Below are 11,649 nucleotides of genomic sequence, written 5' to 3' on the forward strand. Positions count from 1 at the left end.
TTACGGGGTCGAACAGGCGTTCGCCATTACACGATCGGTCGTCGTCAGGACGGGTCCTTGACCAGCTTCGCCACGAAGAACCCCTCGAAGACGTCCGAGGGCCGCACCCGCACCGCGTGCCGCAGGCCCTGGTCGAACTTCTCGCCCCGCCAGGAACCCAGGCCCGGCAGGAACTCCTCCTCGCTGAACCCGAGCGGCGCCACCGACAGGTCGGAGTGCCTGCGCAGCACCTTGTGCACCGGGAACTCGTCCTCCTCCGGGCTCAACGTGCACGTCGAGTACACCAGCGTCCCGCCCGGTTTCAGCAGCTTGTACGCCGCGTCGCACATCTTCGTCTGCAGGTGCTTGTACTTCTCGATCCGCTCCTCGGACCAGAAGCGCAGCGCGTCGGACTTGCGCAGGTTCACCCGGCCCTCCCCGGAGCACTGCACGTCCAGCAGGATCCGGTCGAACCGCTCCGCGGGCACCGACTTGTCGATGTACTGCGCGTTGTGCGTGGTCAGCTCCGCGTACCGCACCCCGTAGAGCTCGGCCAGCTCCGCGAGCTTCGCGGCCCGCGGCGGGGCCGAGTCGTTCAGCCACAACTCACCCTCGTTGCCGGTGCGCGCCGCGATGTGGAACGCCTTCCCACCGGGGGCGGCGGCGACGTCGAGCACCGAGTCCCCGGGCTGCGCGTCCAGCGCCACCGGCGGGATCAGGCTCGCCGCGTTCTGCAGGTACACCCGGCCTTCGTGGGCGAGCGGCAGCACCTCGTCGAAACCGTCGTTGTCCGGCCAGAAGAACGAGTGCTCGCACCAGTCCACCGGGATCAGCCCGGGCGCCTCGGCCCGCACGAACTCCAGCGTCTCCCGGTACCGCTCCTCGTCCAGCAGCCGGTTCACCCGGATCGAGGTGGGCCGGGCGCCGCGGAACACGGACTCGACCTGGTTCGGGCGGATGCCGAGCACCTCCGACATCCGCTTCTCGAACGCACGGGTCTTGCGCTGGCTGCTCACGGCCGCTGCTCCTGTCGGGTCGTCCGGTCCGGTACCCGAAGCCTGGCACGGCGGCCTCGCGCGCGGCTCCCCCGGGCCCGGCCCGCTGGTCACCGGGCAGCCGGGGGCGCGGCGTAGCGATCACTCCCGGGCGGGAGCCGATTCCCTCCGGCGGGGGAGTCGGAGGACGGGCGCGCGGGACGATTCTCTTGGCATGGCGGAGGAACGTGGTGAGCGGCGGCGGTGGGGCACCGCCGCCGCGCACGGAGCGGCGGCCTGGGCGGCGCTGTTCGGTCTCGTGCACGTGCACTGGCTGGCGGGCGGCACGATCGGCCTGCCACCGGGAACGTCCGTGACCTCGAACCTCCCGCTGCTGGTCATCGACATCGTGGCGATCCCGCTGTGCGCGGTCGCGGTGGCGGTGGCGCTGGCGCCGGTGCGGCCCTGGGGGCGCCGGGTGCCGAGGTGGCTGCTGCACGCCGCGGTCTGGGGGTCCGCGGCGCTGCTGGTGGTGCACGCGGCGCCCTCGGTCGTCGACTGGCTGGCACTGGCGTCCGGGCGGCTCGCCGTGGCGGACCTGGACCCGATGGCCAGGTTCGCCACGGTGGTCTACGAGCCGGTGTTCCTGACCGGTGGGTTGCTGTTCGGACTCACCGGCCTCGGCTGCCTGCGCGGCCGGTGACGCACGGGTGAGGATCAGCGGATGAGGCAGTGGACGCTCGGGCCGGTGCTGCGCGGTTCGACCTACCGGCGCTGGGCGTACCTGGTGTTCGGCGGGGCGATGCTGGTGCCGCCGCTGGTTTTCGCGGCGGTGGCCGTGCCGGCCGCGGTGCCGGTCGTGACAGGTCTCGGCACGGCGTTCGCCATCGGGACCGCGCTGACCCTCGCGGCGACGGTGGCCGTCTCCGCCGTGCCCGCGGTGCGGGTGCTGGAGGGGACGGCGGTGCGGGTGCTGCTCGACGACCCCGCGCCGGAGGCGGATGCGGCGGAACCGGCGGTGCGGCTGCGGATGAGCGCGCTGTTCGTGGCGCACGCCCTCGTCGGCGGGCTGGTGAGCGCGGCGAGCCTGGTGCTGCCGGTGGTGTTCGTGCTGGCGTGGACCGCCCCGTTCACCGGCGAGTTCGGGCTGGGCCCCGGGGGGATGGTGCCGGTGCCCGCCGGGTGGGCCGGCGCGTGGCTGCCCGCCGCGGCGTCGGCGGCGCTGCTGGCGCTGGTGTGCGTGGTCGCGGGCACCGGTGCGCTGTTCGGGCGGGCCGCGGCGGTGCTGCTCGGCGTCCCCGCGGGGGAGCGGATCGCGCGGTTGCAGCGGCGGGCCGAGCGGCTCGTGGAGCGCGACCTGCTGGCCCGGGAGCTGCACGATTCGGTCGGGCACGCGCTCAGCGTCGTCTCGGTGCAGGCGGGGGCCGCGCGCCGCGTGCTGGACCGCGATCGCGACGGTGCGGAGGCGGCGTTGCTGGCGATCGAGGATTCGGCCCGCGCCGCGCTGGAGGACCTCGACCACGTGCTCGGCTTGCTGCGGGACGAGGCGCCGCACGAGGAGGCGGGCCTCGCCCGGTTGCCCGCGCTGCTGGCCGCGACCGAGCACGCCGGGATCGAGGTGGACGCCGAACTGCGCGGTGACCTGGGGGCCGTCGGGGCGGAGCCGTCCGCCGCCGCGTTCCGGATCGTGCAGGAGAGCTTGACGAACGTGCTGCGCCACGCGGGCAAGGTGCCGGTCGTCCTGCGCGTCGAGGTGGCGGACGGGTCGCTGCGCGTGCGGGTGCGCAACCCGCGCGGCGAATCCCGCTCGCGCGCCGTCGCGCGCGGCGGGCGCGGCCTGGTCGGCATCGCCGAGCGCGTGGAACTGCTGCGCGGGGAGTTCGCGGCGGGGCCGAGCGGGGACGAGTGGGAGGTAGCGGTGCGGATTCCGCTGGAGGGCGCATGACCGAAGGCCGCATCGGCGTCCTGCTGGTGGACGACGAGCCGCTGATCCGCTCGGGGCTGCGCGCGATCCTGGACTCCGAACCGGACATCGCCGTGGTCGGTGAGGCCGCCGACGGCGCCGACGTGCCGGACCAGGTGCGCCGGGCGAAGCCCGACGTGGTGCTGATGGACGTGCGGATGCCCGCGGTGGACGGCATCAGGGCCACCGAACACCTGGTCGCCGCGGACGGGCCGCCGAAGGTGGTCGTGCTGACGACGTTCGAGAACGACGACCACGTGTACGACGCACTGCGCGCCGGAGCCAGCGGTTTCCTGCTCAAGCGGGCCGGGCCGGAGCAGATCGTCGCCGCCGTGCGCACGGTCGCCGCGGGCGATTCGCTGCTGTTCCCGGCCGCGATCCGGCGTCTCGCCGCGCACCGCGGTGCGACCGGCTCGGGCGGGCTCGACGGGGCCGGGCTGAGTGCGCGGGAGGCGGAGGTGCTGCGGCTGATGGCGGCGGGCCTGTCCAACGGCGAGATCGCGCAGCGGTTGTTCGTCGGGGTGCAGACGGTGAAGACGCACGTGGGGAACGTGCTGGCCAAGCTCGGCGCGCGGGACCGCACGCAGGCCGTGATCCGAGCGTTCGAATCGGGGTTCGTCCCGCCGTCGACCGGGAGCTGACCGGGCCTGCGGGCAGGTACCATCGTGCGCAGCGGTGGTGGGGCTCGCCGCTCCGAAGGTCGGAGAACCGCGGCACGACGCCGCCAACGGTCCCTATCGGACCGGACGCGTGCGTCCGATGCCGGTAGGAGGCGTGCATGGCGAACCCCGACGACGTCATCGATCCGGACGTGGACACCCGGATTCCCGCGCAACGGCGCGAACTCTCCCGCACCAGAGGTGCGGTCCTGCTGGTCATCGCCCTCGGTGGCGGGCTGGGCGCGATCTCCCGCTACGGCGTGGGGCTGCTGCTGCCGACCGAGCCGGGGCGGTTCCCGTGGGGGACGTTCTCGATCAACGTGCTGGGTTGCCTGCTCATCGGCGTGCTGATGGTGCTGATCACCGAGGTGTGGACGGCGCATCCGCTGGTGCGGCCGTTCTTCGGCGTCGGCGTGCTCGGCGGGTTCACCACTTTTTCCACCTATGCGGTGGAGTTCGGCGCGCTGCTGGCTCCGGGGAGCGCGCTGGTCGCGGGGGCCTACCTGGCGGGAACGTTGCTGTGCGCGCTGTTCGCGGTGCTGCTCGGCGTGGCGTTGACCCGGTGGGCCGTGGTCAGGGAGGTGGGCTGAGATGGCCTTGCGGATGTCCATATTCCTCGGTGCCGACGACCGGTGGCATCACAAACCGCTCTACCACGAGATCGTCAAGCGGGCCCGGGACGCGGGCCTGGCCGGGGCGACCGTGCTGCGCGGCGTGGAGGGCTACGGGTTGTCGTCCCGGGTGCACACGACGCGGTTGCTGGACTTGGCGGAGGACCTGCCGGTGCTGGTGGTGATCGTGGACTCGGAGCAGAAGGTGCGCGATTTCCTGCCGCAGCTGGACGGGCTGATCGGCGATGGCGCGGTGGTGCTCGACGAGGTCGAGACCATCGTCTACCGGGGGAGCGAGCGGGCGTGACGGTGGCACTGGTGTTCCTCGGGGCGATGATCGGTGCCCCGCTGCGCTACCTCACGGACCGCGCGGTGCAGTCCCGGCACGACACGCTTTTCCCGTGGGGGACGCTGACGGTGAACGTGCTGGGTTCGATGGTGCTCGGTGGTCTCGCCGGGGCGGGCGGGGCGTTACCGCCGCTGGTCTCGGAGCTGGTCGGTGTCGGGTTCTGCGGCGCGCTGACGACGTACAGCACGTTCGGTTACGAGACCGTGCGGCTCGCGGAGGACCGCGCGTACTTCTACGCGGGGTTGAACATCGCGATCAGCGTGCTGGCGTCGGTGGGCGCGGCGCTGCTCGGGCACACGGCGGTGCAGGCGGTGGTCTGAGCAGGTCGTGCAGGTCCGGCTCGCTCGGCCGCGGGTTCCCGGGCGGTGGGCCACCGGGATCGCACTTCCTCGAACGGCGGAATCGGGTTCCGCCGCGATGTGCCGACGATTCCTCCTTCGTGGGGGGAATCCCCGCAGGGCCGAGTTCCGGAGTGATGTCGGCGGCGGTCTCGTCGTACACCGGGGATTGAATGTGAGTGCGGCATCCGAGCGGTGCCGGTTTCTGCTTTCGCGAAGGGAATCCCCACATGGGAATGAACAATTCTGTCCGGCGCATCTCCGCGGGCGCGGTCGCGCTGCTGGGTGGCGCGCTGCTGGCGGGGACGGTCGGCGCGACCGCGGCCTCGGCCGCCGTGCCGGGCAAGATCGAGTTCTGCGCGCAGGGCGACTACGCGGCGTACGTGGAGGTCCACTCCGTCGACCTGGGCGGCGGCATGAGCTCGCCGGGCATGGCCAGCACCATCCAGAACCCGGGCCAGTGCTGGAACCACGACTTCTCCTCGGCGGGCCCGAACGCGCCGGTCGACGTCTGGGGCATCCGCGCCGACGGTTCCACTTTCCACGTGGGCGCGTCCACCTACAACGCGGGATCCGGAATCGGTCTCGGCGCCCAGGGCAGCGAGGGAAACCCCTCGATGGTCCAGTGGTGATGTAGTCCTCGGGTGGGTCCGGAATTCTTCGGCGCGAAGAATTCCGGGCCTTTCCTGAATCATTTTCAAGTTCTGGTGTCACGATTCAGCAGGGAACCTGGCGCGGAACGGCGTCCACCGCGAAGGTGGGAGCGCACCGGACCGCAGCACCAGGAAGGACCACCATGACCGCACGGTTCCGCCCGCGCGCCCTGCTGTTCGACATGGACGGCACGCTCGTCGACTCCACCGCGGTGGTGGAGCGGGTCTGGCACGACTTCGCGGCACGGCACGGGCTGGACGTGGCCGACATCCTCGTCGACTCGCACGGCCGCCGCGGCGGCGAGACCGTCGCCCGCCACCTGCCCGCGGGCGCCGACGTGGCCGCGGAGACCGCCCGCATCGACGAGCAGGAACTGCGCGACCTGGACGGGGTCGTGGCGATCCCCGGCGCCGCCGAACTGCTGGCCGGGCTGCCCGGCGGGAGCTGGGCGCTGGTGACCTCCGCGGGACCGGCGCTGGCCGCGCGCCGCATGGCGGCGGTGGGGCTGCCGATGCCGGACGTGGTCGTCACCGGTGAGGACGTGCGGCGCGGCAAACCCGACCCGGAGGGCTACCTGCAGGCGGCGGCCGCGCTCGGCGTTCCCGCCACCGAGGCCCTGATCTTCGAGGACGCCGAGGCCGGGATCGAGGCCGCCCGCGCCGCAGGCGGCCGGGTGGTCGTCGTCGGCTCCCGCACCGGACCCGCGGCGGACGGGCTGCCCCGCATCTCCGACTTCACCGGTGTCCGCGCCACCTCGGCGGAATCCGGTCTCACCGTGGAACTCCGCGCGCACACCGGCGGGGAGGCCGCGCACCGCTGACCTGATGGCCGACGGGAACGCGCCGATCGGCCGAGGTGCCCGGGACCGCCCTGCGGGGATGCTGCTCCGCGTGGCCGACGCGTACCTCTTGCCGATCCGCACCGCCGCGGTGCTGTTCCCGCTGCTCGCCTTCGCCCTGCTCGTCCCGGTGGCCGTGGTGCTCTACCGCAGGCACGGCGTGGTGCGCTGGTGGGCGCTGTCGTTCTACGCCTTCCTGTACTACCTGATCACCGCGTACTGCCTGGTGCTGATGCCGCTGCCCGGCGCCTCGGTGGACGTGTGCCGCGAGTACCCGCTGATGGGGCAGTGGCAGCTGACGCCGGGCAACACGTTTCTGGACGTGTGGAAGGAATCCGGGCACCGGGTGACCTTCGGCGACCTGGTGCTGCACAACTCCGCGGTGATCGAGACCGGGTTCAACCTGCTCCTGCTGCTGCCGCTGGGCGTGTTCCTGCGCTACCACTTCCGGCGCGGCCCGTGGACGTCGCTGGCGGTGGCGGCGGGCGTGGCGCTGTCGTTCGAGGTGACGCAGGGGACCGGCGTGTTCGGCCTCTACCCGTGCCCGTACCGGCTGTTCGACGTGGACGACCTGCTGGTGAACACGCTCGGCGCGATGCTCGGCTGGTGGCTCGGCGGGCAGGTGGGGCGTGCGGTGCCCGCGTTGAACGCGTTGGACGAGCGGGTGCTGGCGCGGCACCCGGTCCCGTTCGGACGGCGGGCGGTGGCGCTGCTGCTGGACCTGGCCGGGGCCGCGGTGCTGAGCGCGCTCGCGCTGCTCTCGGCGGTCGTGGTCGGGCTGCCCGCGTGGTGGGGTCCGGCCGCGGTGCTGGGCGGTTGGTTCGTGGCGCTGCCCGCGTGGATCGGGGCGACGCCGGGCAAGCGCTTGCTGCTGCTGGAGCTCGTCGACGAGTCGGGAGCTCGTCCGGCGGCGTGGCGGCTGCTGCTGCGCGCCGTGGTGCTGGCCGTGCCGTTCCTGCCACCGCTGCTGCTCCTGGTGGTGGCGGCCGGGGTGCTGTGGGGCCGGGGCACGCCGGGCGCGGTGCTGGAGGTGTTCCGCTCCGGCGAGCTCCACGAGAACGTGCTGCTGGTGGCCTTGGCCGGGGTGGCGGCCGGGCTGCTGTCGATGGTGTTCGTCGCGCTGTACGCCCTGGTGGTGCGGCTGCACCCGAAGGACCGCAGCCTGCACGAGCTCGCGTCCGGAGTGCACAACCGGGCCCGCCCGCACCACAACGCACCCCGCCCGGCCCCCGAACCGCAGCGCAGCGACGATCCGGTCGCGGCACCGTAGCGCGACGGCCCCGGCGAGGACGTTCGCCGGGGCCGGTCCTGCTCAGGCGTCGAAGCGGCCGTTCCCGACCGCCCGCACGAACGCGGTCCACTGCGCGGCGGTGGTGGTGAAGTGGCCCGCGCCCCGGTCCTTGCTGTCCCGCACCGCGGCACCTCCCCCGACCCGGCCGACCTCGACGCAGTCGCTGTGCTGGTGGCTGCGGGTGGACTTGCGCCACCCGGTCGGTGTCGACGAGTTCGAAACAGTCACGTCGTTCATCCCCTCCGTTCGAGAACCTCGCCGATGAGCCCGACCGTGTCCGCCGGACTCATCGCCATTGTCTCGATATCGTCTCGCGCTTCCACGAACGCGCGGACATCACCTTCGTCGCGGAGGAACGTCGACGAACGGAGGTGTTCCATGAGCACCACTGGCGAAGCCTTCGCGAACTCCAGGAGCACGTACTGACCGGCGTGGATCGGCGTCCATCCCGCTGACTGCGGCACGACTCGGATCGTGACGTTCTCCCGCTCGGACATCTCGATGAGGAACTCCAGCTGATCGCGCATCGCCGCGTCGTCGCCGATCGGTTGGAGCAATGACCATTCGAGGAGGAAAGCCGTGTACTGCACCGGGTTCCTGCGGCGAGTCAGCACGTCGCGACGGCCGATCCGCATCGACACCATTCGGTCCCGCTCGGCGTTCGACGCGCTGCCGTCGACGATGGCTCGCGCGTAGTCCGACGTCTGCAGCAATCCCGGGATGACGACGGGTGCCACGTTGGTGATCCGCTGGGCGTTCCGCTCGAAGTCCATCAGCGCGGCCAACACATCCGCTTCACCGTCTGCCCCGACGGAGACGGAATTGGCCAATTCCGCGGCAGCCTCGCGGGCGAGCGTGATCACACGTTCACGCGCCTCGCCGTTGATGTCGAGTACGGCGCACAACGCGACGATCGAATCTTGTCCCGGTACGCGTTCGCCACGTTCCCAACGGGCGATCACGGAGTGCGCGACGTCCAGTTTCTCGCCCATGGCGCGGAGCGAGTGTCCGCAGCGCTTCCGCGCCTCCCTGATCTCGGAGCCCAGGATGTACGCGCGTGGTGACGGCGTGGTCTCTGGCATGACCACAGGCTAAGCGAAGCCGGTGCACTCGAAAGAGGCATTGATCGTGTGCTCGGGTACATGGAAGCTGTTCTTGATACAGCGAGAACAGTGAGTCCACGGCTGAACAGCTCGGAGAACTCGGGACAGGGTTGAGAACCTGTCCCTCGAACCTCGGGAAGCGATCGTGAACGCCGATGACGTCGTGCGGGTCCGCTACGCGCCGGGTCTGGTGGGCGAGACCCGCCGGGTCGTGCACGCGGGTGTTCGCCGCCCGGACGGGGACTGGGGCACGCTCTGCGCGGCGGTGCTGCGCGCGGACGAAGCGGAGCTCGTCGACGGCCTCCGCGGGATGCCGTGCATGGTGTGCGTCCGCACGACGGCGCTCCGGTCCGCCGCCGCGCGCGCCGAACTCGGTTTCGAGGCACCGGCGTGACCGGGCGGGCCTGGCTGACCTCGGAGTGGTGCTCGACCTGGCACCTGGTGGGTCGTGGCGCGCGGGGAGCGGTGATCGTCGCGATCTGCAGACACCCGCTCACCGGCCGGATGTCGCGCGTCCTGGACATCCCACCGCCGGACGGGCGCGAGGTGTGCCAGTCCTGCGTCGCGGCGGTGGCGCACGACGACGAGCCGGGAACGTCGTCCGCGTTCGAGATCGCCTTGGTCGTGCTGTCCGAACGCCGTTCGTTCCACGCCGAACCGCCGCCGGAGCCGCCGATCGCCTGGCCCGAGCAGGACCCGGACGCGCCGGGCCGGATCGCGACACCGCAGTGGCTCCCGCCGATCCCCGGATTCGGCCGCCGCCTGAGCGCGGCGGCCTGACCCGGACCGCGGCCGTCCGCAGCCCCCGGCGGCAGGCCGCGCCTCGCCGGACTCGCTCCCCCGACCGCGAGCTCCGGCGAGGAACCCGGCCCCGGTACCCGGAACCCCTTCCCCGACGGGTACCGGGGCTTCGGGCCGGTGACCGGCCCACGCGTCACCGGCCCGGAAGGCCGCCCGCCCCGCCGCAGCCGCGCGGGCGGTCAGCGGGGTGGGGCGTCTGCCGGGAATTCCTCGGTGCCGAGGACCAGGAGCAGGTCCAGGCGTTCGCGGGTGTCGGTGTCGGCGGGGGTGAGGACGAGGAGTTCTTGCCGCTGGTCCGGGGTGACGAGCGTTTCGCAGTCCATCAGCAGCGGGCCCACCCGCGGGTGCACCAGGGTCTTGCGGTCGGCGCGGCGGACGGCCACCTCGTGCTCGTCCCAGCGCCGCCGGAACTCGTCGCTCGCCGCCCGCAGCCGTTCCACCAGCGCGGCCACCTCCGGATCGTCCGCGCGGCGGCCCGCGGTCGCCCGCAGGTCCGCGACCAGCTGGTGGGAGTGCCGGTCGTGCTCCTCCGGCAGGTGCCGCAGCTGCACGTCGGGGTCGGTGAACCACCGGTGCACCAGGTAGCGGTCGTCGCCGGTGAACCGGGTCTGGTCGCCCATCAGCGCCAGGCTCGCCGGGTTCTGCGCCAGCACCTCGCCCAGGTCGGACAGCACCAGCGCGGGCGTGTCGCCGAGCAGGTCGAGCATCCGCACCAGCCCGGCGCGGGCCGTGCGGGCCGTCCCGGCCGCGTGCGGCGGGTGGTGCCCGGCGAGGTGGAACAGGTGCGCGCACTCGTCGTCGGACAGCCGCAGCGCCCGCGCGAGCGCGCCGAGCAGCTGCGTCGACGGCTGGCTGCTGCGGCCCTGCTCCAGGCGCACCACGTAGTCCACCGACATGCCCGCCAGCATCGCCACCTCCTCCCGGCGGAGTCCGGCGGTGCGGCGCCGCGGCCCGGCGGGCAGCCCCACCTGGGCGGGGCGGACCGCTTCGCGGCGGCGGCGCAGGAAATCGGCCAGGGCATCACGCTGCACGGTTCCATCTTGCTCCCGGCCGCCGACCGCATCCAGGGAGCGGCTCTCCCACGATGCACGCTCGCTCCCGCACCGCCCGGTTCCGGCGCAAGGTGGACGGCGAGACCTACGAAGGAGAACACGCCATGCGGCAACGAAAGCTGGGGACGACCGGACCGGTGAGCTCCGCGCTGGGGCTCGGCGCGATGGGCATGTCCGGGGAGGCGTACGGCGCGTCCGACCGGGCGGAGAGCATCGCCACCGTGCACCGCGCGCTGGACGCGGGGGTCACGCTCATCGACACCGGCGACTTCTACGCGATGGGCCACAACGAACTGCTGCTCGCCGAGGCGCTGCGCGACCGGAACCGGGAGGACTACCTGCTGAGCGTCAAGTTCGGCGCGCTCCGCGGCCCCGGCATGCGCTTCGGCGGGCAGGACAACCGGCCGGCGGCGGTGCGGAACTTCCTGGCCTACTCGCTGCAGCGGCTGGGCACCGACCACATCGACGTGTACCGGCCCGCGCGGCTCGACCCGGCGGTGCCCATCGAGGACACCATCGGGGCGATCGCCGAGATGGTCGAGGCCGGGCACGTGCGCCACATCGGTCTCTCCGAGGTGGACGCGGACACGATCCGCCGGGCCCACGCGGTGCACCCGATCGCGGACCTGCAGATCGAGTACTCGCTGCTGTCCCGCGCGGTGGAGGCCGAGGTGCTGCCGACGTTGCGCGAGCTCGGCATCGGCCTGACCGCGTACGGCGTGCTGGGTCGCGGCCTCATCTCCGGGCACTGGAGCGCGGAGCGCGGCGGTGCCACCGGGGACGCGCGCGGGGCGTCGCCGCGGTTCTCCAGCGGCAACGTGGAGCACAACCTGGCGCTGGTGGAGGAGCTGCGCCGGGTCGCGGACGAGAAGGGCTGCACCGTCGCCCAGCTGGCCATCGCGTGGGTCGCCGCGCAGGGCGAGGACGTGGTGCCGCTGGTCGGCGCCCGCACCACGGCGTCGCGGGACAACGTCCACGCGGTCAGCGCGCACCCGATCAGCAAGCCGATCAGCAGCGCCACCACCGGATCGGCCAGG

Annotated in this window: 16 protein-coding genes; 12 read left to right on the plus strand and 4 right to left on the minus strand. The window is 72.7% G+C overall.

Annotation, left to right across the window (positions count from 1 at the left end):
• Positions 1–44 precede the first annotated feature (44 nt).
• The gene (locus ABZ805_RS20005) at positions 45–995 is read right to left on the minus strand and encodes an RsmB/NOP family class I SAM-dependent RNA methyltransferase (RefSeq protein WP_358442261.1); all 951 of its coding nucleotides are present in this window, start codon (positions 993–995) and stop codon (positions 45–47) included.
• A gap of 193 nt (positions 996–1,188) precedes the next feature.
• On the opposite strand from ABZ805_RS20005, the gene ABZ805_RS20010 reads away from it, so the two are divergent.
• The 9 genes from ABZ805_RS20010 (at position 1,189) to ABZ805_RS20050 (ending at position 7,635) form a co-directional block, all read left to right on the plus strand.
• Entirely contained in the window at positions 1,189–1,656 is a 468-nt protein-coding gene (locus ABZ805_RS20010; protein ID WP_358442264.1) for a DUF3995 domain-containing protein, read from the plus strand.
• Between the two features lie 21 nt (positions 1,657–1,677).
• Entirely contained in the window at positions 1,678–2,898 is a 1,221-nt protein-coding gene (locus ABZ805_RS20015) for a histidine kinase (protein ID WP_358442267.1), read from the plus strand.
• Positions 2,895–3,557: a response regulator transcription factor gene (locus ABZ805_RS20020; RefSeq protein WP_358442269.1), complete on the plus strand. Its 663-nt coding sequence runs from the start codon at positions 2,895–2,897 to the stop codon at positions 3,555–3,557. Before ABZ805_RS20015 ends, ABZ805_RS20020 begins: the two co-directional genes overlap by 4 nt.
• A 137-nt stretch (positions 3,558–3,694) precedes the next feature.
• Positions 3,695–4,165, plus strand: coding sequence for a fluoride efflux transporter CrcB (gene crcB, locus ABZ805_RS20025; protein ID WP_358442272.1), 471 nt, complete (start codon positions 3,695–3,697; stop codon positions 4,163–4,165).
• Position 4,166: 1 nt separating this feature from the next.
• Positions 4,167–4,493 carry a DUF190 domain-containing protein gene (locus tag ABZ805_RS20030; protein ID WP_258343465.1) on the plus strand — a complete coding sequence of 109 codons (327 nt, stop codon included), beginning with the start codon at positions 4,167–4,169 and terminating at the stop codon, positions 4,491–4,493.
• Positions 4,490–4,855 carry a CrcB family protein gene (locus ABZ805_RS20035; RefSeq protein WP_358442276.1) on the plus strand — a complete coding sequence of 122 codons (366 nt, stop codon included), beginning with the start codon at positions 4,490–4,492 and terminating at the stop codon, positions 4,853–4,855. The genes ABZ805_RS20030 and ABZ805_RS20035 overlap by 4 nt, the downstream gene beginning before the upstream one ends.
• A gap of 254 nt (positions 4,856–5,109) precedes the next feature.
• The gene (locus tag ABZ805_RS20040) at positions 5,110–5,505 is read left to right on the plus strand and encodes a hypothetical protein (RefSeq protein ID WP_258343461.1); all 396 of its coding nucleotides are present in this window, start codon (positions 5,110–5,112) and stop codon (positions 5,503–5,505) included.
• A 164-nt stretch (positions 5,506–5,669) separates the two neighbouring features.
• Complete coding sequence (locus ABZ805_RS20045) at positions 5,670–6,347, plus strand: HAD-IA family hydrolase (protein WP_358442279.1); 678 nt, start codon at positions 5,670–5,672, stop codon at positions 6,345–6,347.
• A gap of 70 nt (positions 6,348–6,417) precedes the next feature.
• The gene (locus tag ABZ805_RS20050) at positions 6,418–7,635 is read left to right on the plus strand and encodes a VanZ family protein (protein ID WP_358442282.1); all 1,218 of its coding nucleotides are present in this window, start codon (positions 6,418–6,420) and stop codon (positions 7,633–7,635) included.
• Between the two features lie 42 nt (positions 7,636–7,677).
• On the opposite strand, the gene ABZ805_RS20055 is transcribed toward ABZ805_RS20050, so the two are convergent.
• Together ABZ805_RS20055 and ABZ805_RS20060 are read right to left on the minus strand one after the other, a co-directional pair.
• The gene (locus ABZ805_RS20055) at positions 7,678–7,884 is read right to left on the minus strand and encodes a DUF397 domain-containing protein (protein ID WP_358442285.1); all 207 of its coding nucleotides are present in this window, start codon (positions 7,882–7,884) and stop codon (positions 7,678–7,680) included.
• Between the two features lie 5 nt (positions 7,885–7,889).
• Positions 7,890–8,738 (minus strand): helix-turn-helix transcriptional regulator, encoded by an 849-nt coding sequence (locus ABZ805_RS20060; RefSeq protein ID WP_358442288.1) that lies wholly within the window; start codon positions 8,736–8,738, stop codon positions 7,890–7,892.
• Between the two features lie 166 nt (positions 8,739–8,904).
• Between ABZ805_RS20060 and ABZ805_RS20065 the strand changes: the two genes are divergently transcribed.
• Together ABZ805_RS20065 and ABZ805_RS20070 are read left to right on the plus strand one after the other, a co-directional pair.
• Positions 8,905–9,153, plus strand: a complete 249-nt coding sequence (locus tag ABZ805_RS20065) for a hypothetical protein (protein WP_358442290.1) — start codon at positions 8,905–8,907, stop codon at positions 9,151–9,153.
• Entirely contained in the window at positions 9,150–9,539 is a 390-nt protein-coding gene (locus ABZ805_RS20070; protein ID WP_358442293.1) for a hypothetical protein, read from the plus strand. Before ABZ805_RS20065 ends, ABZ805_RS20070 begins: the two co-directional genes overlap by 4 nt.
• A gap of 200 nt (positions 9,540–9,739) precedes the next feature.
• Here ABZ805_RS20070 and ABZ805_RS20075 read toward each other — a convergent pair whose 3' ends face one another.
• The gene (locus ABZ805_RS20075) at positions 9,740–10,591 is read right to left on the minus strand and encodes a helix-turn-helix transcriptional regulator (protein WP_358442295.1); all 852 of its coding nucleotides are present in this window, start codon (positions 10,589–10,591) and stop codon (positions 9,740–9,742) included.
• 125 nt (positions 10,592–10,716) lie between these two features.
• Between ABZ805_RS20075 and ABZ805_RS20080 the strand changes: the two genes are divergently transcribed.
• Positions 10,717–11,649: aldo/keto reductase (locus ABZ805_RS20080; protein WP_358442297.1), on the plus strand; the 933-nt coding region annotated here is incomplete at its 3' end.

This window comes from Saccharopolyspora sp. NPDC047091 (assembly GCF_040643635.1).
Taxonomy (GTDB): Bacteria; Actinomycetota; Actinomycetes; order Mycobacteriales; family Pseudonocardiaceae; genus Saccharopolyspora_C.

Excerpts from the sequence above, each read along its gene's own strand:
- ABZ805_RS20010 (WP_358442264.1), top strand. The coding sequence starts at position 1,189 with ATGGCGGAGGAACGTGGTGAGCGGCGGCGGTGGGGCACCGCCGCCGCG.
- ABZ805_RS20015 (WP_358442267.1), top strand. The coding sequence starts at position 1,678 with ATGAGGCAGTGGACGCTCGGGCCGGTGCTGCGCGGTTCGACCTACCGG.
- ABZ805_RS20020 (WP_358442269.1), top strand. The coding sequence starts at position 2,895 with ATGACCGAAGGCCGCATCGGCGTCCTGCTGGTGGACGACGAGCCGCTG.
- crcB (WP_358442272.1), top strand. The coding sequence starts at position 3,695 with ATGGCGAACCCCGACGACGTCATCGATCCGGACGTGGACACCCGGATT.
- ABZ805_RS20030 (WP_258343465.1), top strand. The coding sequence starts at position 4,167 with ATGGCCTTGCGGATGTCCATATTCCTCGGTGCCGACGACCGGTGGCAT.
- ABZ805_RS20040 (WP_258343461.1), top strand. The coding sequence starts at position 5,110 with ATGAACAATTCTGTCCGGCGCATCTCCGCGGGCGCGGTCGCGCTGCTG.
- ABZ805_RS20045 (WP_358442279.1), top strand. The coding sequence starts at position 5,670 with ATGACCGCACGGTTCCGCCCGCGCGCCCTGCTGTTCGACATGGACGGC.
- ABZ805_RS20060 (WP_358442288.1), bottom strand. The coding sequence starts at position 8,738 with ATGCCAGAGACCACGCCGTCACCACGCGCGTACATCCTGGGCTCCGAG.